This is a genomic window from Cognatishimia sp. WU-CL00825 (genome assembly GCF_040364665.1).
Lineage (GTDB): Bacteria > Pseudomonadota > Alphaproteobacteria > Rhodobacterales > Rhodobacteraceae > Cognatishimia.
In genome coordinates this window covers 1-22,623 of record NZ_BAABWX010000007.1, presented here as the reverse complement: position 1 = coordinate 22,623, position 22,623 = coordinate 1, and the positions used below count along the sequence as shown (strand labels likewise).

At 51.0% G+C, this 22,623-nt stretch carries 19 protein-coding genes; 11 read left to right on the top strand and 8 right to left on the bottom strand.

The window, feature by feature from the left end; genetic code table 11:
* Nucleotides 1–84 precede the first annotated feature (84 nt).
* Together leuC and leuD are read left to right on the top strand one after the other, a co-directional pair.
* Nucleotides 85–1,488 carry a 3-isopropylmalate dehydratase large subunit gene (gene leuC, locus ABXG94_RS16235; protein ID WP_353535974.1) on the top strand — a complete coding sequence of 468 codons (1,404 nt, stop codon included), beginning with the start codon at nt 85–87 and terminating at the stop codon, nt 1,486–1,488.
* A gap of 12 nt (nt 1,489–1,500) precedes the next feature.
* Entirely contained in the window at nt 1,501–2,106 is a 606-nt protein-coding gene (gene leuD / locus ABXG94_RS16230) for a 3-isopropylmalate dehydratase small subunit (RefSeq protein WP_353535973.1), read from the top strand.
* Nucleotides 2,107–2,185: 79 nt separating this feature from the next.
* Here leuD and ABXG94_RS16225 read toward each other — a convergent pair whose 3' ends face one another.
* A complete protein-coding gene (locus ABXG94_RS16225) occupies nt 2,186–3,475 on the bottom strand; it encodes a glycosyltransferase family 4 protein (RefSeq protein WP_353535971.1) in 1,290 nt (429 codons plus the stop codon).
* A 503-nt stretch (nt 3,476–3,978) separates the two neighbouring features.
* Here ABXG94_RS16225 and ABXG94_RS16220 point away from each other — a divergent pair.
* From ABXG94_RS16220 to hydA, 9 genes are all read left to right on the top strand, one after another.
* Nucleotides 3,979–4,812: a hypothetical protein gene (locus ABXG94_RS16220; protein WP_353535970.1), complete on the top strand. Its 834-nt coding sequence runs from the start codon at nt 3,979–3,981 to the stop codon at nt 4,810–4,812.
* A gap of 17 nt (nt 4,813–4,829) precedes the next feature.
* Nucleotides 4,830–5,822, top strand: coding sequence for an endonuclease/exonuclease/phosphatase family protein (locus ABXG94_RS16215; protein ID WP_353535969.1), 993 nt, complete (start codon nt 4,830–4,832; stop codon nt 5,820–5,822).
* A gap of 125 nt (nt 5,823–5,947) precedes the next feature.
* Entirely contained in the window at nt 5,948–7,054 is a 1,107-nt protein-coding gene (gene leuB / locus ABXG94_RS16210; RefSeq protein WP_353535967.1) for a 3-isopropylmalate dehydrogenase, read from the top strand.
* A gap of 137 nt (nt 7,055–7,191) precedes the next feature.
* Nucleotides 7,192–8,139 carry a DMT family transporter gene (locus ABXG94_RS16205; protein ID WP_353535965.1) on the top strand — a complete coding sequence of 316 codons (948 nt, stop codon included), beginning with the start codon at nt 7,192–7,194 and terminating at the stop codon, nt 8,137–8,139.
* A 202-nt stretch (nt 8,140–8,341) separates the two neighbouring features.
* Entirely contained in the window at nt 8,342–9,676 is a 1,335-nt protein-coding gene (locus ABXG94_RS16200) for an NAD(P)-dependent oxidoreductase (protein WP_353535964.1), read from the top strand.
* Nucleotides 9,676–10,980 carry an NAD-dependent dihydropyrimidine dehydrogenase subunit PreA gene (gene preA, locus ABXG94_RS16195; protein ID WP_353535962.1) on the top strand — a complete coding sequence of 435 codons (1,305 nt, stop codon included), beginning with the start codon at nt 9,676–9,678 and terminating at the stop codon, nt 10,978–10,980. The genes ABXG94_RS16200 and preA overlap by 1 nt, the downstream gene beginning before the upstream one ends.
* Nucleotides 10,928–11,887, top strand: coding sequence for a DMT family transporter (locus ABXG94_RS16190; protein ID WP_353535961.1), 960 nt, complete (start codon nt 10,928–10,930; stop codon nt 11,885–11,887). Before preA ends, ABXG94_RS16190 begins: the two co-directional genes overlap by 53 nt.
* Before the next feature lie 122 nt (nt 11,888–12,009).
* Nucleotides 12,010–13,257, top strand: coding sequence for a Zn-dependent hydrolase (locus ABXG94_RS16185; protein WP_353535959.1), 1,248 nt, complete (start codon nt 12,010–12,012; stop codon nt 13,255–13,257).
* A gap of 69 nt (nt 13,258–13,326) precedes the next feature.
* Nucleotides 13,327–14,787: a dihydropyrimidinase gene (gene hydA, locus ABXG94_RS16180; protein WP_353535958.1), complete on the top strand. Its 1,461-nt coding sequence runs from the start codon at nt 13,327–13,329 to the stop codon at nt 14,785–14,787.
* 146 nt (nt 14,788–14,933) lie between these two features.
* Here hydA and ABXG94_RS16175 read toward each other — a convergent pair whose 3' ends face one another.
* From ABXG94_RS16175 to ABXG94_RS16145, 7 genes are all read right to left on the bottom strand, one after another.
* The gene (locus tag ABXG94_RS16175) at nt 14,934–15,134 is read right to left on the bottom strand and encodes a hypothetical protein (RefSeq protein ID WP_353535956.1); all 201 of its coding nucleotides are present in this window, start codon (nt 15,132–15,134) and stop codon (nt 14,934–14,936) included.
* A 155-nt stretch (nt 15,135–15,289) separates the two neighbouring features.
* Nucleotides 15,290–15,976, bottom strand: coding sequence for a YjbF family lipoprotein (locus ABXG94_RS16170; protein WP_353535954.1), 687 nt, complete (start codon nt 15,974–15,976; stop codon nt 15,290–15,292).
* 5 nt (nt 15,977–15,981) lie between these two features.
* A complete protein-coding gene (locus ABXG94_RS16165; protein ID WP_353535952.1) occupies nt 15,982–18,174 on the bottom strand; it encodes a YjbH domain-containing protein in 2,193 nt (730 codons plus the stop codon).
* 171 nt (nt 18,175–18,345) lie between these two features.
* Nucleotides 18,346–18,822, bottom strand: a complete 477-nt coding sequence (locus ABXG94_RS16160; protein WP_353535951.1) for a MarR family winged helix-turn-helix transcriptional regulator — start codon at nt 18,820–18,822, stop codon at nt 18,346–18,348.
* A gap of 32 nt (nt 18,823–18,854) precedes the next feature.
* Nucleotides 18,855–19,901, bottom strand: coding sequence for a betaine/proline/choline family ABC transporter ATP-binding protein (locus tag ABXG94_RS16155; RefSeq protein ID WP_353535949.1), 1,047 nt, complete (start codon nt 19,899–19,901; stop codon nt 18,855–18,857).
* A gap of 11 nt (nt 19,902–19,912) precedes the next feature.
* Nucleotides 19,913–20,953 (bottom strand): ABC transporter permease, encoded by a 1,041-nt coding sequence (locus ABXG94_RS16150; protein ID WP_353535948.1) that lies wholly within the window; start codon nt 20,951–20,953, stop codon nt 19,913–19,915.
* Between the two features lie 66 nt (nt 20,954–21,019).
* Nucleotides 21,020–21,988 carry an ABC transporter substrate-binding protein gene (locus ABXG94_RS16145; RefSeq protein WP_353535947.1) on the bottom strand — a complete coding sequence of 323 codons (969 nt, stop codon included), beginning with the start codon at nt 21,986–21,988 and terminating at the stop codon, nt 21,020–21,022.
* Nucleotides 21,989–22,623 lie beyond the last annotated feature (635 nt).

The window sequence follows — 22,623 nt, the reverse complement described above, 5'->3', positions numbered from 1 at the left end:
CATCGCCGCCCTATAAGGGCGCGGCGTGTTTTCGCACGCCCGTATTGCAGCCATAATCGCCAATTCACCAATACGGAGGGACCTATGTCTCCCAAAACGCTCTATGATAAAATCTGGGACGCCCATGTCGCCCACGAAGCCGAAGACGGCACATGTCTATTGTATATCGACCGTCACCTTGTGCACGAAGTGACATCGCCACAAGCCTTTGAGGGCCTGCGCATGACGGGTCGTAAGGTACGCGCACCGGAAAAAACCATTGCTGTTCCGGATCACAACGTTCCAACAACTTTGGATCGCGCCAAGGGCATCGAAAACAAAGAATCTCGCATTCAGGTCGAGGCCTTGGATAAAAACGCCAAGGAATTTGGCGTGCATTATTACCCCGTGTCTGACGTTCGTCAGGGCATCGTGCACATCGTTGGCCCAGAACAGGGTTGGACTTTGCCCGGCATGACCGTTGTTTGCGGCGACAGCCACACAGCAACCCACGGTGCATTTGGCGCATTGGCGCACGGCATTGGTACGTCCGAAGTTGAGCACGTTCTGGCGACACAAACGTTGATTCAAAAGAAATCAAAGAACATGAAGGTGGAAATCACCGGCAAGTTGAACCCGGGCGTCACTGCCAAGGACATCACGCTGGCGGTCATCGGTGAAACTGGCACTGCTGGTGGCACTGGCTACGTGATTGAATACACTGGCGAAGCTATTCGCGATCTGTCCATGGAAGGTCGGATGACCGTCTGTAACATGGCCATCGAAGGCGGCGCGCGCGCGGGCCTGATTGCACCAGACGAAACAACATTTGAATATGTCAAAGGTCGCCCACACGCACCTAAAGGCGGCCAGTTCGAGCAAGCTTTGGAATATTGGAAAACCCTGTTCACGGACGAGGGAGCTGAGTTTGACAAGACAATCACACTTAAGGGCGAAGACATTCAACCGGTTGTGACTTGGGGCACTTCACCCGAAGACGTTCTGCCAATCACCGGCACCGTGCCTTTCCCAGAAGATTTCAAAGGTGGTAAAATTGAAGCAGCACGTCGTTCTATTGAATATATGGGCCTGACACCTGGTCAAAAACTGACTGACATCGAAATCGACACAGTCTTTATCGGGTCTTGCACCAATGGTCGTATCGAAGATTTCCGTGCCGTGGCCGAAGTGGTCAAAGGTAAGAAAATCAAAGATGGCATGCGCGCGATGATCGTTCCGGGCTCTGGTCTGGTGCGTGCCCAAGCCGAAGAAGAAGGCTTGGCCGACATCTTCAAAGACGCGGGCTTTGAATGGCGTCTGGCTGGCTGCTCCATGTGTCTTGCGATGAACCCAGATCAGCTGAGCGAAGGTGAGCGTTGTGCAGCAACCTCAAACCGGAACTTTGAAGGTCGTCAGGGTTACAAAGGTCGCACGCATCTTGTCTCTCCAGCGATGGCGGCAGCCGCAGCGCTGACCGGCAAGCTGACCGACATTCGTGATTTGATTTAAGGAGCTCGAGACATGGAAAAGTATCAAAAGCTGACCGGTATCGCGGCCCCTATGCCGTTGGTGAATATCGACACTGACATGATCATCCCAAAGGTGTTTCTGAAGTCCATTCAGCGCACCGGCTTTGGTGTGAATTTGTTTGATGAAATGCGCTATAATCGCGACGGCAGCGAAATCGCAGATTTCGTTCTGAATAAACCGCAGTATCGCAACACTGAAATCTTGGTGGCGGGCGACAACTTTGGCTGCGGCTCTTCGCGCGAACATGCGCCTTGGGCGATTGCAGATTTCGGCATCAAATGTGTGGTCTCCACCTCTTTTGCCGATATTTTCTTCAACAACTGCTTCAAGAACGGCATTCTGCCGATCGTCTTGCCACAGGAAACCGTTGACCTGCTGATGTCTGACGCGGAAAAAGGCGAAAACGCCCGCATGACCGTTGATCTGGAAGCCCAAGAAATCACCACATCTGACGGCGAGATCATCAAGTTTGACGTTGATCCACACCGCAAGCATTGCTTGCTCGAAGGTTTGGACGACATCGGTCAGACCATGCAAAAAGAGGCGTCCATTGATGCGTTTGAAGCAACTGCGAACGCTTCACGCCCTTGGGTTTAAAACAACGCTAAATAAATTCGAAAGCCGTCCTAATGTGGGCGGCTTTTTCTTTTGAGGGCTGATTTTCAGGCCTATGGTTTCAGCTATAGGCGTCAAAGCTTGCAAAAGATGCTTTATTCACGACAGCCTCATATATTTCAGCGGTGTATTTGGCCTTGGCTTCCCAAGTGAATGCCTGATGGGCATATTGACACCCTGCCGCTGCAATTTCTTCGTGCACACGCGGGTTGTCCACGCAGTCTTCCATCGCTTTTTGATTGCTTTTGACCAACCCGTCCATAGACGACAAAGGCAACGCGACCCCACGCCCGTTGGAAACCAAAGCGCCCGGTGCACCATAGTTTGTGACAATCAACAATGTGCCGCAGGCCATTGCCTCGACAACAACCCCTGCTCCAAGTTCCCGAATGGACGGAAAGACAAAGGCATCTGCACGGCGCATTGCATCTGCAACCTCAGCCTGAGTTTTGCGCCCCTCAAAGATAACCCGGTCTTGCGCAGCGTGTTCATCGACAATGGCCTGAAGTCGCGGCAGCTCTGGCCCATCGCCGATGATTGTCATTTTATGGGCCCGTAATTTTTCAGAGCGCGCAAAGGCACGCACCGCAGCTTCGGGCACTTTGTACGGGACCAAGCGCCCGGCAAACAAGAATTCGAACGGACCCTCACTGGTGAAAGGCGCACGCTTTCGGCCAGCATGGAAAATTGCAGGATCGATACCAACTTCGGGGAAAGAAATAATCTTATTTGGATCAGCAAAATTCAGATCCCGAATGGTGTGTTCAAATCCGGCCAAAATGCAGTCCGACCGAGTTTGTGTGCGGCGTGCATAGGGCATGAATTTATAAAGGTCGCGCAGGCCCCGCGCGCGCTCTTTTTCGCGTTTTTGCTCTCCTAAAAACGCCGCTGGCCAATCTAGGTTACCATTAAGCGGCCCAACAACAAAGGGAACACCCCCCTTGCCAGCCATCGCGCTTGGCATTGTTGGCGACATAGGAGTGATGCGATGAATCAAATCAAATTGCCCAGAATTCACCCGATCTTTGACCGATTTCCAAGCCTGTTTTTCAAACGCTACGTAGGGTGCATATGACATGATCTGGTTGGTGGACCACGCAACCTGGTCACCCCCGCGCAACCAAGTGGCAAGCCTGTCCATTGGCGCAGCCAGCCATTCGGTGTCAATAAACTCTACCGGCGCTCCCAGATCTCCGGCCTTTTCGATATTTGCGCGATTGCGCACATGGGTGATCACCGTGACATCCGCAACCTTGGCCAAAGCGCGGGCGTATTTATAGCCGACGATGGGCAGCGATGGCCATTCGGGGTTGCATTGGTCAGCGAGGATCAGGATTTTACGACGTGTCATAGGACGTGACTAACTTAGGCTAAGGGCAAAAAAAAGGCCCAAGATTGGTCGTGCTATGGCGGGCAACATCGCTGTGCTGTCCGACGTGATGCTGGCATTGTCTGCGCCGTCGATCCAAGCCAACACCCCGTCAAATTTCCGCCGCAACAAAGACACATTTGCGCTTCTCCAATGACCTTTTAGCTGCAAAATGCACGCCCCTATGCGGCTGGCACCCGGAATTCTGGTCTCAATTTGAAAGGAGTGAGGGCGAGGCTGTTCGGGAATATGCTTTATTCAGCGCTATTTACCATGCGGAGTTAATCAAATGGTGCAATCGCGCACCACTTTAGGCTCGTTTTTCGCAAGTTTCTTAACAAAGTCCAAACTTTGCCTTGAGCCACATCCAATTTCCCGGCAAGATTAAGGCAAGAATGAGGCAGACCACCAAAATAAGGTGGATCAAGTTGGAATAATGCTAACGGCAAAGAATCGTGGCAATCCAGTTTGAAGGGAAAAGAGCAGTGCTCGCACAATTTATAAGCGCGTTAACCCGCGCAATCCTAGTGGCGTTGCTGGTCGCGACCCCGTCTTTGGTGCTTCCGTCGGTCAATGCCGATGCAAGCCAAATCGTTTTGCTTTTGTCGCTCTTTGCAGCGGCATTGGTATTTATCGAATATTTTGCCACCTATCCCAGCATTATTGAATTTCGGTACGCCCCACCTTTCAATCGTTTGCGTTATGTCGCGGTATTTTTAACCGTTTTCATGCTGTCGTCGATTGCTCAGGCTGGCACGGAACCGAACGCATTGAACGGCTTGATGCGATCGATCGGAACGCTCCTTAGCGGAGTACTGGATTTCCCTTATTCCCCCGTGCGTTTGGTATTGATCACACTGCCCGCCGAAATGGGCCTGCAAGAGGTCGCATTCGTACGCATCGCAGCTGGAATGGCCTATGCGTTCTCATTGTTCAGTCTGGCAATCTTCTATTTCCTGGTGCGGGGCCTCGATTGGCCTGCACGTAACGGTGCCTTTAACGTCTGGGTAAACTTACCGCTGTTTGACCCAACAGCAGGGGGCGATGTTTTGCCTCGCCTTAATCGCGACGGACGTCTTAACATTGTGTTAGGATTTCTTATGCCATTTTTGTTTCCTGCCTTCTTTAAGGCAATTTCAGATGTGGCAAACCCATTGAACTTGGCTGATCCACAAACCCTTATCTGGACCGTGGCCATATGGGCGTTTTTCCCTGCCGGGCTGGTTATGCGCGGTATCGCAATGGTGCGTATCGCATCAATGATCGACGAAAACCGCAAGCGCGCTTATGCGGTTGCACAAGGTTTGCTGCCTGTCTGATATTGATATGCCTTTGCTTGGGCCTGCCAACCCATGCGGAGCGACTGCGCATCGCAACCTACCACACAGAATTGCATCGCAACGGTCCGGGTGTGATGCTGCGCGACATCACCCGAGGAGACGCGCAGGTTGTTTCCATTTTAAATGTGATCGCGGCAGCGGACCCTGATATCGTTGTTTTACAGGGTATCGATCACGACACACACGAATTCGGCCTATCCGCACTAAAGTTCCGCCTGGCAGATCTTGGTCTGGATTTGATGTTCCAATATGCCCCACCTTCCAATTCAGGCCTACAAACTGGCCTAGACATTGACGGCGACGGGAGGTTGTTAGAGCCTGAAGACGCTCAAGGTTACGGTGAATTTCTAGGTCAACGTGGGATCGCAGTTTTGTCGCGATACCCGATAGATCAAAGAAACATTCAAAACTTCAACGCGTTGACTTGGCAGGACTTCGCCGCTGCGACGTCCCTAGACCAAGGGTTTCTGCAAGCCACGTCAGCCGAGATACAAGAAACCATTCGATTATCCTCGACAACACATAGCGTAATCCCAATCGCAATTGGCCAGCAATCACTGCGCCTGTTAACCTACCACGCGACGCCACCGGTTTTTGATGGACCAGAAGACCGCAACGGTGTGCGCAATGCGCATGAAAATTTGTTTTTTCCGTTCTTTCTGGACGGGTATTTTGGTTCGGCACCAAACAACTCATTTGTTATCGCCGCTTTGGCTAATATCGACCCGATGCGCGGCGAAGGACATCTTTCTGTTATCCAAAGCCTGCTGATGAATCCGCGGGTACAAGCCCCCCTGGGCCACCGGCGAGTGCCAACAGCCGATTGGCCAAACCCACCAGGACGGCTGCGCGTCAGTTACCTGCTTCCTTCCTCTGACATCAAAGTGCTAGATTCGGGCGTTTTCACGCAAGACCAACACCCAGTCCAAAGTGATGACATCGTAAATGCCAGTAGACACCGTTTGGTTTGGGTCGACATTGATTTCTAAACACCTCCAGCACGGATAATTTCACAATATAGTCACTGAAACCGGCGCAATTCCCCTTCGTTTCTTGATCTTTTCGCCGTCAGAAGCTAGGCAGCAGCAAGAAATTTCACGAAGGATCTACGCACATGAGCAACCCCTCACTTCTGATTTTGCCTGGTGATGGCATCGGCAAGGAAGTCATGGCCGAAGTGCGCCGCATCATCGACTGGTATGGCGACAAACGTGGCTTGAAATTTGACGTCAGCGAAGACCTCGTGGGCGGTGCCGCTTATGACGCGCACGGCGTACCGCTGCATGACGACACGATGGCCAAGGCCCAAGAAGTAGATGCTGTTTTGCTGGGTGCTGTTGGCGGACCAGATTATGATGATCTGGATTTCTCGGTAAAGCCAGAGCGCGGTTTGTTGCGTCTGCGCAAAGAGATGGACTTGTTTGCAAACCTGCGTCCGGCGCAGTGTTTTGATGCTTTGGCGGATTTCTCGTCTTTGAAACGTGACATCGTTTCTGGTCTCGATATCATGATTGTGCGCGAATTGACTTCTGGTTCCTATTTCGGAGAGCCGCGTGGCATTTTCGAAGAAGATGGGCAGCGCGTAGGCATCAACACCCAGCGGTATACCGAAGCAGAAATTGATCGTGTGGCACGGTCTGCCTTTGAATTGGCGCGCCGCCGCAGCAACAACGTAGTATCTATGGAAAAAGCCAATGTCATGGAATCCGGCATTCTGTGGCGCGAAGTGGTTCAAAAGGTGCATGACGCTGATTATGCCGATGTAGAACTTTCGCACATGTATGCGGACAACGGTGCCATGCAGTTGGTACGCGCTCCAAAACAATTTGATGTTATTCTGACGGATAACCTGTTTGGCGACATTCTGTCTGACTGTGCTGCGATGCTTACTGGGTCGTTGGGTATGTTGCCCTCTGCTTCCTTGGGAGCCCCCATGGAAAATGGTCGTCCAAAAGCGATGTATGAACCCGTTCACGGCTCAGCGCCTGATATCATGGGGCAAGGGAAGGCTAACCCTTCTGCCTGTATCCTAAGCTTTGCAATGGCGCTGCGTTACAGTTTTGATCAAGGTGACGAAGCAACCCGTCTGGAACAAGCTGTCGAATCTGTCCTTGCTGGCGGTGTGCGCACGGCAGATCTTATGCAAGCGGACGACGCGCAGCCTGTCAGCACGTCACAAATGGGCGATGCCATTCTTGCTGCCCTGGACGCTTCTCTGTAAATTCTACGCTGAAACCGATGTTTCAAACATCGGTTTCAGTTCTGTCCAAATTCACGGCGGAGGCAGGGTTTTCCTTGCACCAACACCAGTTTGTGCTAATTCGGAACAAGCGTTAGCGCAAACTTCGGATTAGCCTCATGTCACAATCAAACAATCTTAAAGGCGCGTTTTTCGCGTTTATTGCGTTTAGTATTTACTCCTCCCACGATGTGATCGTGCGTTACTTGGGTGGAATATATTCGCCTATTCAGGTTTTGTTTTTTGCAAGCTTGATGTCTTTTCCGCTTTTGACGCTGATGATGGTGCAAGATGCCACGCCGGGTACTTTGCGCCCGCTACACCCCCGTTGGATCATTTTGCGCTCTTTGACTATGGTCTGTGGCGGTCTTAGTGGCTTTTATGCTTTTTCGTCTCTGCCTTTGGCCCAAGTCTATTCAATCCTGTTTACCGTCCCGCTTTTGATCACGATACTTTCTATTCCTATTTTGGGCGAGAAAGTTGGTTTGCACCGAGCCGGAGCCGTTATTGTTGGATTGATAGGGGTTTTGATCGTGGTTCGGCCAGGTTCCACAGAAATTACTCCGGGCCATGCCAGCGCCATGTTGGCGGCTATCTGTGTCGCGACCCAATCCGTCATCGCACGCAAAATTGGCAAGAAAGAGCGCCAAATCGTAATGCTCTTGTATCCCTTTGCTGCAGTATTCATCGTCATGGGTGCCAGCTTGGGATTTGTTTATAAGCCTATGCCCTTTTTTGACCTAGCGGCCATGGGTACAATCGCCGTTATGGGCTTTTTTGCAGCCTTCTTGCTGGTTGGTGCCTATCGCGCTGGAGAGGCTGCGGTGGTCGCGCCTATGCAATATATCCAAATTGTCTGGGCCGCCATTTTCGGAGCCCTACTATTTAATGAAACACTCGATCTGCCAACCATCATTGGTGCAACTGTTATCATTTCAAGCGGTCTATACATCGTCGCACGCGAAGCCTTTGCCGGTGTTTCCGAAAATCGACCGGTTCTGCGCACACGCAGTCGCGCGCTCTCTCCGGGAACATTCAGAATTGGGTTTTTTCTTAGACGAAAATAACCTTTTACCGGTTTTGTACAGTCCTATTGTTACCGCTTTGAACACGCAATATAGCATCCTAACATTCCTTTGGCGCGCGGTTTTTCTATGCCGTAAGCCTACCGAAAAGAGGATCAAATACCTCTAAAAATTTTACCGTATGGTAAAAATAGTAAATCTATGGCAAACTAAGTGCGTCACAGCCACTTTAGAAAGCCAGCCAATGACAATGATAAACAGGGAAAACGGTGTTGCATCCGGTCGATTGGATTCAAACACGCTAAAGGAAAACTTCTTAGATCTTCACCCAGCACTGGACTCGCATGCTGCAGTTGTTGCCGCTGATCGTTGCTATTTTTGCCACGACGCGCCCTGCATAACCGCCTGTCCAACCTCGATTGATATTCCATTATTCATTCGTCAAATATCGACGGGCACCGAAGTCGCGGCTGCAAAGACAATTTTTGACCAAAATATTTTAGGCGGCATGTGCGCGCGCGTTTGCCCAACCGAGACACTTTGCGAACAAGCCTGCGTCCGCGAAACAGCAGAAGCGCGACCTGTCGAAATAGGCCGTTTGCAGCGCTTTGCGACCGACACCGCATTAAACAGCAATGCCCATCCTTACAAGCGTGCAAGCGACACGGGCAAGTCTGTCGCAGTCGTTGGCGCTGGACCCGCGGGGCTGGCATGCGCCCACCGATTGGCAATGTTAGGCCACAGTGTCGTTGTTTTTGACGCACGCCCCAAGGGCGGTGGACTAAACGAATTCGGCATTGCCGCCTATAAGTCGACCAATGATTTTGCGCAGAAAGAACTCGCGTGGCTGCTGGGCATCGGCGGGATTGAAATGCGCTTTGATCAATCCGTCGGAGAAACGATTACTTTGGAGACGTTGCAGAATGACTTTGACGCAGTCTTTCTGGGAATTGGGCTTTCGGCGGCGAATAACCTGAACTTAGGTGATGGCACCAGCACAACGCCCGCTGTGGATTTCATCGCAGATTTGCGCCAATCAACCGATCTATCCTCGCTTCCAATCGGACGGCGCATTGTGGTGATTGGCGGTGGCATGACCGCCATCGATGCAGGCGTACAAGCCAAGTTGCTAGGTGCAGAGGATGTGTCCATTGTATACCGCCGAAGTCAGGATGAAATGGCCGCCTCACGTTTTGAACAAGATCTAGCACAGCAAAAAGGTGTGCGCCTGATTTGCAATGCCGCACCGGTTAGCCTCTCAACGAATGAAGGCCTGACCAATGTCGCTTTTGCTTATACTAAATCCGAAGATGGCAAACTGGTGACGCTAGATGAGACGTTTTCTTTAGAAGCAGATCAAGTTTTCACCGCAATTGGACAAACGCTTGACGGTTCCCCAGAGGGATTGCGCCTGAAAGGCAACAAAATCGAAGTTGATGAAAATGGTAAAACATCCGTTTCTGGCATTTGGGCAGGCGGTGACTGTGCCTGTGGTGGCGATGATTTGACGGTGACCGCAGTTGCCGAAGGCCGAGACGCTGCCATCAATATTGACGCCAATCTAAGGGGAGCCCTCTAATGGCCGATCTAAAATCAAATTTCGTTGGAATTTCTTCGCCCAATCCGTTTTGGTTGGCTTCCGCGCCCCCGACAGACAAAGAATACAATGTAAGACGCGCCTTTGACGCAGGTTGGGGCGGGGTTGTCTGGAAGACGCTGGGGTCCGAAGGCCCGCCAGTGGTGAACGTGAATGGGCCAAGGTACGGGGCAGTTCACGGTGCCGATCGTCAGCTTTTGGGCCTCAACAACATCGAGCTGATCACGGACAGACCGCTTTCCGTGAACCTTGAGGAAATGACACGGGTGAAAAAAGACTATCCCGAGCATGCATTGGTCGCGTCGGTCATGGTGCCTTGCGAAGAGCGAGCATGGAAAGACATCATTCCGCGCATTGCAGAAACCGGATGTGACGGGTTCGAATTGAATTTTGGTTGTCCGCACGGCATGGCCGAACGCGGCATGGGCTCTGCCGTCGGGCAAGTTCCAGAATATATCGAGATGGTCGCGCGCTGGTGCAAAGAGGCAACCGATCTTCCGGTGATCGTAAAACTCACACCCAATATCACAAATATTCTCAACCCAGCTCAGGCTGCCAGAGATGGCGGGGCAGACGCGGTTAGCCTGATCAACACAATCAACTCCATTACCTCGGTGAACCTCGACAATATGGCGCCTGAACCGATGATCGACGGCAAAGGTACCCATGGTGGATATTGTGGCCCAGCGGTCAAACCAATTGCGCTAAATATGGTGGCCGAAATTGCACGCAACCCGGGGACAGCCGACATGCCTATTTCCGGTATTGGCGGGATCACCACCTGGCGAGATGCCGCAGAGTTCATGGTATTGGGGGCTGGCAATGTTCAAGTGTGCACGGCTGCCATGACTTATGGCTTTAAAGTCGTGCAAGAGATGATCTCTGGCTTAAGTCAGTGGATGGATGAACAGGGCTATCAGTCTGTCGAGGAAATTGTAGGCCGCGCTGTGCCCAATGTGACGGACTGGCAATATCTCAATTTGAACCACATCACCAAAGCGCGCATTGACCAAGATGCCTGTATCAAATGTGGCCGCTGCTATGCGGCCTGTGAAGATACATCGCATCAGGCGATTTCGATGACCGAAGATCGTGTTTTTGATGTTAAAGATGACGAATGCGTCGCGTGTAATCTCTGCGTTAATGTTTGCCCGGTTGAAGACTGCATCACGATGGAAACCCTCACCCCTGGCGCAGTCGACGAACGAACTGGGAAAACTGTTGAGAAAGATTATGCCAACTGGACAACACACCCCAACAATCCAAGCAGCACAGCGGCGGAATAGCGATCAATTTGCCGAAATAAAACCAAGCCGAGGCCACGTGGCGATGCTGACATTTTCAATGTTGGTTTCGCTGTCGTTCAGCTTGGGTGGGCTTGTTGCCAGCGACATTTCTCCGTCTGCGCTAACCGCCATTCGCTTTGCGATCGCTCTGGCACTGCTATTTGCCATTATGCGTGTCCTTGCAGTGCCGATCGGGCCAGCTCTGCACGGCTTCCCACGCTTTGCCATCGTTGGTGGGCTGATGGCGGTCTATTTCATTACCATGTTTGAAGCTCTGGCCATCACAACACCTGTTGCAACTTCCGCCGTCTTTACACTAACGCCCCTAATGGCCGCGGGCTTTGGGCTTGTTCTCGTCCAGCAAAAGTCTGGCAGTTGGACCCTTTCTGCACTGGTAATTGGAGCGTTCGGCGCGCTTTGGGTGATTTTTCGCGCAGACATTTCGGCTTTCATAGCGCTTGATATTGGCCGCGGGGAATTGATCTTTCTGGTTGGAGCACTTGCGCATGCATCGGTGCCTGCCCTGCTGCGCAAATTGGGGCGTGGCGAACTGCCTTTGCAAAGCACATTTGCAACGATTCTCGGGGCTCTGATATTGACGACACTCTATGCAGCACCAGCACTTATAAAAACGGACTTTATGGCCGTCAGGCCCCTGGTTTGGCTTGTGATTTTATACCTCGCAATTTTTACGACCGCCGCTTCGTTCTTCCTTTTGCAGTTCGCCAATCGACATCTGCCAGCAAGTAAAGTCATGGCATATACATATCTGGTCCCCAGCTGGGTTGTTCTTTGGGAGTTTCTTTTACATGGCACTACCCAGCCAACCATATTGATGGTCGGGGTATTTGCGACCTTGGCGGCTTTATTGATGTTGCTACGCGGCGCTGAAAGCGAACGAAAGTAAGCTGTTTTCTGAAATTTTGCACAATTGGTAAAAAAACATTGACCGACCACAAGGAAATCCGCCAGCTTTAAGATAAAATAGTTGCGACACCGACCAACATTCGCCACCCCGGAGATCAACCCATGCCTCACAGAAAAAACCTGCGCATTAACCCAGATAGGCTCTGGGACAGTTTGATGGAAATGGCAAGAATTGGCCCGGGCATTGCCGGCGGCAATAATCGGCAAACCTTGACAGATGCAGACAGCGAAGGACGTGCCTTGTTTCAAAAATGGTGCACCGACGCCGGCTGTGTGATGGGCGTGGACAGCATGGGGAATATGTTCGCCACCCGTCCCGGCACCGACGAAACCGCGCTGCCTGTCTATATGGGATCGCATCTTGATACGCAGCCGACTGGTGGCAAATACGATGGTGTGCTGGGTGTGCTCGGCGGGCTTGAAGCCATCCGCACACTGAACGATCTGAATGTGAAAACAAAACACCCGATCGTGCTGACCAACTGGACCAACGAAGAAGGCACGCGATTTGCCCCGGCTATGCTGTCCTCTGGCGTATTCGCCGGCAAGCACACACAAGACTGGGCCTATGCGCGCCAGGATGCAGACGGCAAAACGTTTGGTGATGAGCTTAAACGCATTGGTTGGGTTGGGGATGAAGCTGTGGGCACCCGAAAGATGCACGCAATGTTTGAGCTTCATATTGAACAAGGTCCAATTCTCGAAGCCGAACAAAAAGATATTGGTGTTGTAACCCACGGTCAGGGATTGCGCTGGATTGAATGCACCTTTGTGGGCAAAGAAAGTCACACCGGCTCAACCCCAATGAAAATGCGCAAGAACGCCGGTCGCGGACTTGCGCTGATCACAGAGCTTGTGCACGCTATTGCCATGCGCAACCAACCCAACGCCGTTGGCGCGATTGGGCATATTGATGTCTACCCAAACAGCCGGAACATCATTCCCGGAAAGGTCGTTTGCACCGTCGATATGCGCTCGCACCTACTGGACACTCTCAATGAAATGGTCGCCGAATTTAACGAAATGGCCCCACAGCTCTGCAAGGAAATCGATGTCGAGTTTTCTAGCAAAATCGTTGGGCAATTTGACCCACCTGCCTTTGACAAAGACTGTGTTTCTGCCGTGCGTAATGCTGCGAATGCGCTGGGTTACAGCCATATGGACATTATCTCTGGTGCTGGCCACGACGCCTGCTGGATCAACGATGTTGCGCCAACCGCCATGATAATGTGCCCCTGCGTTGATGGGCTTAGCCATAATGAAGCAGAAGAAATTTCAAAAGAATGGGCCGCAGCGGGCACAGACGTGTTGCTGCATGCCGTTCTGGAAACCGCTCAAATCATCGCGTGATCTGCATAACCGCTAGACGAAAGTGATCATTCGCGACCCAAAACGTGTTTACAAATAGGGAGAAGCATCATGACCAAAGTGATTAAAGGCGGCACTGTTTGTACCGCGGATCGCACTTGGAAAGCCGACGTCCTAATCGAAGGTGAAGTCATTAAGAAAATCGGAACCGATTTGAAAGGTGATGACTATATCGATGCAGAAGGCGCTTATGTCATTCCGGGCGGGATCGACCCCCATACTCATTTAGAAATGCCATTTATGGGCACGACGGCCGCTGAAACTTTTGAAAGTGGGACATGGGCCGCGGCTGTAGGCGGCACCACTATGGTCGTTGATTTCTGCCTGCCCGGTGAAGACGGATCGATCAAAAACGCAATAAACGAATGGCATCGAAAATCCGCCCCACAGATCTGTTCGGATATCGGCTATCACATGGCCATCACAGGTTGGAATGAAAACATCTTTGCAGAGATGAAAGACGCCGTTGAAATGGGCGTGAATTCTTTCAAGCACTTCATGGCTTATAAAGGGGCCTTGATGATCGAAGACGATGAAATGTTTGCCTCGTTCAAACGCTGCCGGGAACTTGGCGCTCTGCCCATGGTGCACGCGGAAAACGGCGATCTGGTGGCTGACATGCAACAGGAAATGCTTGCCCAAGGCATCACTGGCCCAGAAGGCCACGCTTATTCAAGACCACCGGAATTTGAGGGCGAGGCCGCCAATCGCGCCATTACCATTGCAGACGCTGCTGGCGTTCCTTTGTACATCGTACATGTGAGTTGTGAACAAGCCCACGAAGCCATCCGCCGCGCCCGTCAAAAAGGCATGCGCGTCTATGGTGAGCCTCTAATTCAGTTCTTGACCTTGGATGAAAGCGAATATTTCAACAAAGATTGGGATCACGCCGCGCGACGAGTCATGTCGCCCCCATTTCGATCCAAAGATCACCAAGACAGCCTTTGGGCAGGGCTGCAAGCGGGATCCTTGCAAGTTGTCGCAACAGATCATGCAGCCTTCACAACCGCACAAAAACGTATGGGCGTTGATAATTTCTGTCTTATTCCAAATGGGTCAAATGGCCTAGAAGAACGCTTGGCGGTGCTTTGGACAAATGGCGTTGAAACCGGACGTTTGACGCCCAATGAGTTTGTCGCCGCCACTTCGACCAATGTTGCTAAAATCCTGAATATCTACCCAAAAAAGGGCGCTATTGTTGAAGGCGCAGACGCAGACATCGTGGTTTGGGATCCAAAAATCTCTAAAACCATCAGCGCCAGCAACCACCATTCGGTATTGGACTACAATGTGTTTGAAGGTTTTGATGTAAAGGCGCAATCACGCTTTACGCTTAGTCGCGGTGAGGTGATTTGGGCTTGGGGGCAAAATAGCCAACCACAGCCAGGACGCGGCCGCTTTGTCCCGCGACCCGCATTTCCATCTGCAAGCTTGGCTTTGTCCAAGTGGAAGGACCTAACAAGCCCGAAAATGATTCAGCGCAATCCGATGAATATTCCGGCGGGCATTTAGGCCAAGGGCCCCAAATCCACGACCTGTCTCAGTTGCCTCGGCATCTGGCGGCAAATCTGTTCGAACCTGTAGTGGTTTACAAAAAAAGACGGGCCGAGTTGGCCCGTCTTTCGTTAACTTGGTGCAAGGCACCACAAACCGATAGCTTAGTCAGCAGTCGTTGTTGTGGAGCTGTCTTCGTCAACAATTACTGTAATCAGGATTGTAGACGCGATGACGCCAGCAATTAGGGTGCTGGTTGTCAGGCCTGTGCCTGCCAAAAACGGCAGAGACGGGACTGGGCCCTGAGCGTTTGCTGCTGATGATGTTGCGACGCAAAGTGCGAGGGCTGCAATGATCTTTTTCATAATTCAATCTCCATAGGGTATTTGATGATTCTATTAATCCAGCGATGTATCTGTTTCAACCTAGAGGGGTCCATTCGCCACACAAGATTCTCTTTTTTCTTGGACATGGTAAATTAAACACGATGATTTGTCTAAAGTGCCCCTTAATTAAGTCATTAATTGGTTAACCGGCGAATGCGAAGGTACCCAGTTGTTGGCCCGCTCCACTGGCGTGATTGCATCACCACACCCGTAGTAGAATCAACCCAATATTCGTTTTCAATGGTCCCAAGATTGCCCTCACACCGCTCTATTAGATGACGGGTTGTGTTTTGGCGCTCAACAATCTCGATGACCTTAGCGCCAAGATCCTGAACCAAGCACTGAAACTCCAGTTTACGGGATGCACCATCACCCATGCGAATATCATAGGTTCTGCGTCCTTGCCCTGCAGGGCCTTGCCGGCCATCTCCTGCAATAAGTGCACTTGCGCTTATAATGTCACCACGCAGACCCCGTGTTGCGATCAACACGCCATCGCGCATTGAAAGCGTAACCAGGTCTTCTGTCTGCCAAACAACGATTTGTCCGGGCAAGCCATCGCGCCGTACAAGTTGCTGGGTGAGGTAAGCAAAAACACCAGTATCCTCGATCGTCACTTCAATATAGCTATTTGGCACCGTATCAAGCATGGCCCGCGTTAGCGGCGGACGCTCTTGTTTTGGTGCGCGTTTTAACGCGACATATTCGCGGATGGTCTTAATCAGCTCGCGCTCTGACCTTTGCTCGCCTTGGCCTTGGTTTTCCGCACATGCAGCAAAAAGTAATGTGGCGCAAAGCGCCATTAAAAAACGGGGTAACATGTGTTTCATTCCCAGAACCGTGCGCGTTGCTCTATCAGGCTTTTTTGATGCGCTTCCCGAATGTCACTGTACAAACGATCAGGAACGCTTAACCGCTGCGCGCCGTCGCGCTGGGTCGGGCGAATGACCATAGAGCTTCCATTGCGTGATGGCTTACCCAAATTCCAAGCCAAAGGAATATTGAACCGGATTCCTTTGTCAAAGGAACCTTCGCCAAATTGCGCAGCAGACACATTTGTTTTTGAAACAAAGCCCCCAACAGACCAACCATTCTTAAAGACACGATCGACAGAAAGCGTGGCACCCACGTCACCTGCCAAATATCTGCCTGCATCCACTTGAACCAAGAACCCATTGTCCATTTCGTAGTAAGCTGATGCATGACCAGTCAGAATTTTGTAATCACGAAATCCCAGCCTTTGGTTGAAATCTCGTTGTTGGACATAATTGGCTTCGACACCAAGCGCCAAGCGACTGTCTACAGGCTTCCACAAAAGTTCTCCCGAGACGCCCCCATACATGCTTTCCAAATAGCCCACAGTAGCGCGACCATAGATATTGTTCCCGGCATTCCAACGCTTTGAAACATAAAGGTTTTCAAGTGTTGTCCCAAATTGAGCATATTCGTTTTGATCTGTTCGAACATGCGGCAGCAACGAATTGGATGCCCTACCGTCTTTGACATTTCCTGCCAAGCGATGACGCAACGTTCCCGCAACTTTCCAACCTGGCGCTGGCTCTAGGATGGCATCAAGCTCGACGCCGACATCAATCCGAAATGGTTGGGATGGGTCAAAATAGGAAGGGGCAGTATAAGGGCTGAACGAAGTACCAAACGCTGGATACAAGTTGTTTGATACGATGGCATCCTTATTCGGCGACCCTGCCGCTTCAATCCGCGCCTTGTTGGCAATAACATCAGCGGCATTTGGGGCAAATTCATAGGCCTCCAAATCCGCGCGCTGCACAACGAATGCGGACAGGGCTATGCCGCGGCGCACTGGAACTATTCGAAACGTCTCAACCGAAGGTGGCAAACCGCGGGCCATCGCACGGGCCACGCGCCCATTCGTCAACGCATAGGATTGATACTTGTTGTTCCGGTAGCGAACCTCAGCGCTTGTCCCTTCTAGTACGATGGACTCGAGCACCAAACCATCTTGCGCCAGAACATCTGCGAACACATCCCTGATTTTCAGGCGTTTTGCGTCGTTATTGGCCCAGTCTTGGCTGTAATGCGCGGGGCTTGTTGCCCACTGCGAGCGCGGGGCGATTGGGACTGGCGCAGGAATACGCAATTGTTGTGTGGGATGGTTGGGGCGCATCTGAAGCTGTGCGCTGATACCAATTTCGCTGCCATACAGATAATAGGCCCCAAACCGAAGACCTGGACGTGCTTGGTATTCCAGGCCAAAACTCAAAGGAGATTTGCGCTGGAACACATTTGAAGTCTGTGTTTCCGTCACATAGGCATCAGACGAATATTCGGCTTTGACACCCCAACGGTCATCCAGTTGCCATTCTACACCGGCAAATGGCGCAACATTGCCTCGAAACCATTGATCAACTGAAAGCGTACCGCCTGTCGAGCTTGGGTTGTAAGCCGGGCGTGTTCCAAGGTTTGCAATAGATCCGTACGACCCTAAACGTCCCCACCCCAAACCGGCAGTGACTTTCAATTGCCCCTTGGGCTTTCCATCTTGCAACGCAGGCGTATCAAATGTCTTGGTTGCGACCAGATATTCGCCTGCATAGATTCCAGTTCCCGCGAAATCCTGAAGCCCAAGCGTCACCGCTGGCAGCACTTTTCTTTCTTTCAAAAGGCGAAAGCGCACATCGAAGCTACGATCATAATAGGTCGAAAACCCAAACAAATTCAGGTCCTCAATTCCGTTGTACCGAAATGTTGCAGTGGCCCAAGGCACAGGCTGAAAACTAAGGCTGAGGCGTTGGTTGCCACCAAACTGCGAGTACCCCAAAACAAATTGCCCGTCAGGCAACATTTCAGCGCTTGGCATGTCCATAAGACCGGGCGTGCCGTAGAAACCAAGCGTCGGTGTCTTAGGGTATTCAAATTTTGGCGTGTTGTTAGGGGTCTCGGCCAAACCAATTGATGGCAAGCTGGATAGCAGCAGCACAGCAAGAACATCGCGGTTCGCTGCCTTTCCAATTTGTTTAAGACGGCTCAAATATTTCACGCGCCCTGCCCTGTATTAACCAAATCACTTTTGGCCTATACATCACAGATCAAGTAGGCAATTCAACCACAGCGCGTTGATGTGGATTTCAGAATTTTTAATTGCGACTTGAAAGGCACGCCAATAATTGGGTTGGTCACTCCGCAAATAGTGCGGAATGACCAAGGAAATTTAGTTGTTTTTTTGAATGTCGCCAGTATCAAACAGCGGTGATGCATCAATGTCTTCCGCGTCAATCATGGTCGCTACTCGCTCTAGTGAGGAAACAAGCATCGATTGTTCCCAGTCTTCCAAAGCAACAAATTTGCGGACAAATTTCTGATGCAATGGGTCCGGGGCATACCGCAGGGTTTGCGCGCCCTTTTCGGTGATCACAATATTTGTGCGGCGCTTATCTACATCAGACTTTTCGCGAACAACAAGCTCCTTGCACACAAGACGGTCCACCAGCGATGTCACGGTGGCCTGTGACACGCGCAAAGTGGTCGCTATGTGTTTAGCGGTAACGCAGTCAAATTCAGCCACGGTCTGTAGGACTTTAAACTGAACTGCTGTCACACCGGAAATACGCGCAAAATCCCTGCCCGAAAGCTCGGTTGCGCGCATGATCCGGCGCAATGCAATTAGGCAAAGATCTTCGCGTTTCACACGTTCCTCCGCAGTGATTGATTTACAGTGGTTCAGACAACACTCTTGCTGTCAGATGCTTGCGTTCTCACCAAAGCCCGCACAAGCGCCTTAAGATCGAGTTCTCCGACAACTTCACCCTCCTTAAGCACTTTGTATTTCCCGCTGGTGTCACCACCGGACATGGCGATTACATCTTCTAGCGAAGCTTCTTGATCAACTTCTCCAGCGAATTCAGAAGTTGATACCGGTTCCATAATCGACCGCACGCGCAGAACCCGCGCCCGATTGATATCCGCGATAAAGTCGATGATGTAGTCATCCTCTGGATTCAGTAGGATGTGCTGAGGTTCACCTTGTTGAACGACCAGCCCGTCTTTCAAAATCACCAAATGGTCCGCGAGTTTCAAAGCTTCGTCCAAATCATGGCTGATAAACACGATGGTCTTTGCGAGTTCCAGCTGCAACTCAAGCAACAGGTCCTGCATGTCCGTTCGAATAAGCGGATCCAGCGCCGAAAAGGCTTCGTCCATCAACATAACAGGCGCATTAGATGTAAGCGCACGCGCGATACCTACACGTTGCTGCATCCCACCAGAAAGTTGATGCGGATAATGTCCTTCGTATCCAGAAAGCCCAACACGATCGAGCCAATGCAAAGCATCTTTGGTATACGTTGCTGGGTCGTCGCCTCGCACAATTGGTGCAAGCGATACATTGTCCAAAACATTTCTATGCGGCAACAACGCAAAATGCTGGAAGACCATCGACATATCCCGGCGTCGCACGCGACGCAGGTTTTCACTATCATATTCAAGAACGTTCTCGCCTTGAACAATAACCTCACCCGCCGTCGGTTCGATCAAACGGTTCACGTGACGGATAAGGGTCGATTTACCAGAGCCAGAAAGGCCCATAATAACGGTAATTTCACCCTCTTGCATATCGACGTTGATATCTTGCAAACCAAGCACATGCCCGTGCACGTCCAGCAGCTCTTCCTTGCCCAGCCCATCACGCACTTTTTGCATCATCTCATCAGGCTGACTTCCGAAAATCTTGTACAGATTGCGGATCGAAATCATTGGTTCTTTGGTCATTTTGCAGCCCCTTAGTGTTTTTGAGCTGCGTTTACACGCGCCAAAGCAGTTTTCGTTACGCGATCAAGTAAGACAGCTAAAAGCACAATGCCTAGACCCGCGACCAAACCCACACCAAGTTCAAGGTTCCGGATGCCTCTAAGAACCAAAACGCCCAATCCCGGTGCTGAAACCAAGGAGGCAATAACAACCATCGCCAAGCTCATCATAATGGTTTGGTTCACACCAGCCATAATATTTGGCAAGGCAAGCGGAAGCTGCACATTCACTAGCTTTTGACGATCGGTCATCCCAAAGGCGTGCGCCGCTTCAAGCACCTCTTTGTCAACCAAACGAATGCCTAGGTCAGTCAAACGAATGACGGGTACAACCGCGTAAAGAATGATGGCGATGCCATAGAGTTTAGATTCTGTGACCGAAAACAAGAAGATAAGCGGTATCAGATAAACGAAGGTCGGTAGAGTCTGCAGCATATCCAAAATTGGAACGACAATACGCTGCATTGCGTCACTGCGTGACATCAATATGCCTATGGGCACCCCAAGCGCGACACTGAACGACGTGCAAACAAAAATAATCGATAGGGTTTGTATCGCGGGCACATAGTGATCGATGAAGGCCATGAAAAGAAAAGACACGCCAACGAAGACCACCAATGCCATGGACCGAGTGGCCCAAAACACAACCAGCAGAAACAGCGGAACTACAATAAACCAGGGCACAGCTTGAAACAGCCACATAGAGCCATCCAAAGCCCAGCTAAGAGGCTGAGTAATTGGGTCCAGAATGGTTTTCAAAGGGTCTTTGATCGACAGGAAACTATTTTCAACCGCATCGGTAAATACACGGGTCTTCGGAATTGCGGGACAGGCCGAATTCAGCTCGTCTAAGGAGGGAAAAGGTGTGTCCAAAATGGATGCGTCACTTTCTCCGGCTTTGTCACCTTTTGACTTCTTCAAAAGATCTGCCATCGACATTGGGCCACCCTGCGAATTGGCGTCACACCAGTCTCGCAGTCCCAATCTCTCTATCCAATTGTCGTAATAAGCCATTTATCCCCTGCCCCTTTTTAGAAAAAGGGCGCAGTGTTGCGCCCTCTTGATTGATATTGGTGACGTTTAAGGCAGCAGCGCTGCCAGGTTTTCTTTGGCACTGTCATTGATCCACTCAGACCAAAGATCCTGTCGTGTGGTCAGGAAGTGAACCGCCGTTTCTTCATAAGTTGCACCGTTATTTTCCATCCAATCCAAGAACGAAAGAACGTCGGCGTTTTTAAAGCTCATGTTGGACATGAGTTCAGCAATCTCAGGTGCACGATCTGCAAAATCTGTTGTGACAACGGTTTTCACTGGGCCGATTGGCCAAGAAGACACGCCTTCAGCGCTACAATCTGATTTCGCCGCGCAGGTGAAAACCTCATGATCATAAGGAACACCAAGATCCACTTCGACCATCTTGTACTTGGCCATCAAGGGGTCCGGCGACCAATAGTAGCCAATCCAAGGTTCTTCGTTGGCATAGGCAGAGGCAATGGATGTTGCCAGTGTTTCACCAGACCCATGCAGGAAGATTTCAAATCCAGCATCTACCAGACCAAAGTTGCGTGCTAGATCTGCGTTTGTGTTTTTACACGCCCAACCGTCAGGGCAGTTGTGGAAACGGCCGCCCAGCAAATCGACATTGGCTTTCACACCTTCAATTGTGGCCAGTTCCGGATGCGCATCTACCATATACTGTGGAACCCACCAGCCTTCACGCCCACCGTCTGCAAGCACATCAGCGGCAGTCATGATTTTACCGGCGTCCTGCAGTTCTTGATAGGATGGCGCACCGTTTATCCATAATTCAGTTACGATGTCGGGCTTACCGGTTTCCGCCACGGAAACCAAAGAAGGTGTAGTTGAAGACGGTACTGAAACAACAGAACAGCCATAGCCCTCTTCCATCAAGAATTTGGCGATATTTGTGATGATAGCACTCGACGCCCAGTTCATCTCGGTAATTGTCACTTCGCCGCAGTCATCTGCCGCAGCAAGACCCGGTGTCATAAGCGCAGCCAAAGCTGCACCAATCATTAGTTTACGCATTTTTTTCTCCCATATTCGCAAGCATGCTTTGATACGCTAACCAATCTTTAGCAAAGAAGGAAACAGGAAATCTCTGATATTATAAGATTCTGCGTAAGACATGTTTAGGACGGGCTTTCAAATTGATTAGGCAAGCTAAATTATTGGTCGCAAAAGGCTTAAGCACAATGTCGAATAAAGCGCATTTTCTCACTACCGACAAAAGTGTCTGCCGCTCACTTACCGCGATCCAGCTAAACCCCATTAGGTCAGAGAGCACCTCAGATACTTCATTTGGCGCGTCACTTTGCGAATGGCATGCGACATCGTAATCGATGAACAACATTTTCTGAGCAAAGAAGCACCTTAACGACTTTGGTTGCTAAAATTGTTAGACTGGGGATTGTTAGACTAGGGAAAGGCAGACCAAGTCGGCCAATCGTCGCGCGGTGAAGTGCAGCGGCCGTTCGCTTATTGGTGGTCCCTGCGCCGTCGGGATTAGCTCCGTCGTCTTCGACGGAGAGGTGGCTCAAACGAGCACATGGATCGGCACGAAAGCGAGATAGGTCCTCAACAGCAGGCTGCTGAAAGCAAAACATGCCCTGCGTGCACCGTCGCCGGATCTACCTGCTTAGAATAAATTGCGTAGGGAAGAT

Bases quoted from the DNA above. Each gene is read 5' to 3' on its own strand.
- leuB (WP_353535967.1), top strand. From the start codon at position 5,948: ATGAGCAACCCCTCACTTCTGATTTTGCCTGGTGATGGCATCGGCAAG.
- preA (WP_353535962.1), top strand. From the start codon at position 9,676: ATGGCCGATCTAAAATCAAATTTCGTTGGAATTTCTTCGCCCAATCCG.
- ABXG94_RS16205 (WP_353535965.1), top strand. From the start codon at position 7,192: ATGTCACAATCAAACAATCTTAAAGGCGCGTTTTTCGCGTTTATTGCG.
- ABXG94_RS16185 (WP_353535959.1), top strand. From the start codon at position 12,010: ATGCCTCACAGAAAAAACCTGCGCATTAACCCAGATAGGCTCTGGGAC.
- ABXG94_RS16190 (WP_353535961.1), top strand. From the start codon at position 10,928: ATGCCAACTGGACAACACACCCCAACAATCCAAGCAGCACAGCGGCGG.
- ABXG94_RS16175 (WP_353535956.1), bottom strand. From the start codon at position 15,134: ATGAAAAAGATCATTGCAGCCCTCGCACTTTGCGTCGCAACATCATCA.
- hydA (WP_353535958.1), top strand. From the start codon at position 13,327: ATGACCAAAGTGATTAAAGGCGGCACTGTTTGTACCGCGGATCGCACT.
- ABXG94_RS16155 (WP_353535949.1), bottom strand. From the start codon at position 19,901: ATGACCAAAGAACCAATGATTTCGATCCGCAATCTGTACAAGATTTTC.
- ABXG94_RS16145 (WP_353535947.1), bottom strand. From the start codon at position 21,988: ATGCGTAAACTAATGATTGGTGCAGCTTTGGCTGCGCTTATGACACCG.
- ABXG94_RS16170 (WP_353535954.1), bottom strand. From the start codon at position 15,976: ATGTTACCCCGTTTTTTAATGGCGCTTTGCGCCACATTACTTTTTGCT.
- leuC (WP_353535974.1), top strand. From the start codon at position 85: ATGTCTCCCAAAACGCTCTATGATAAAATCTGGGACGCCCATGTCGCC.
- ABXG94_RS16150 (WP_353535948.1), bottom strand. From the start codon at position 20,953: ATGGCTTATTACGACAATTGGATAGAGAGATTGGGACTGCGAGACTGG.
- leuD (WP_353535973.1), top strand. From the start codon at position 1,501: ATGGAAAAGTATCAAAAGCTGACCGGTATCGCGGCCCCTATGCCGTTG.
- ABXG94_RS16200 (WP_353535964.1), top strand. From the start codon at position 8,342: ATGACAATGATAAACAGGGAAAACGGTGTTGCATCCGGTCGATTGGAT.
- ABXG94_RS16225 (WP_353535971.1), bottom strand. From the start codon at position 3,475: ATGACACGTCGTAAAATCCTGATCCTCGCTGACCAATGCAACCCCGAA.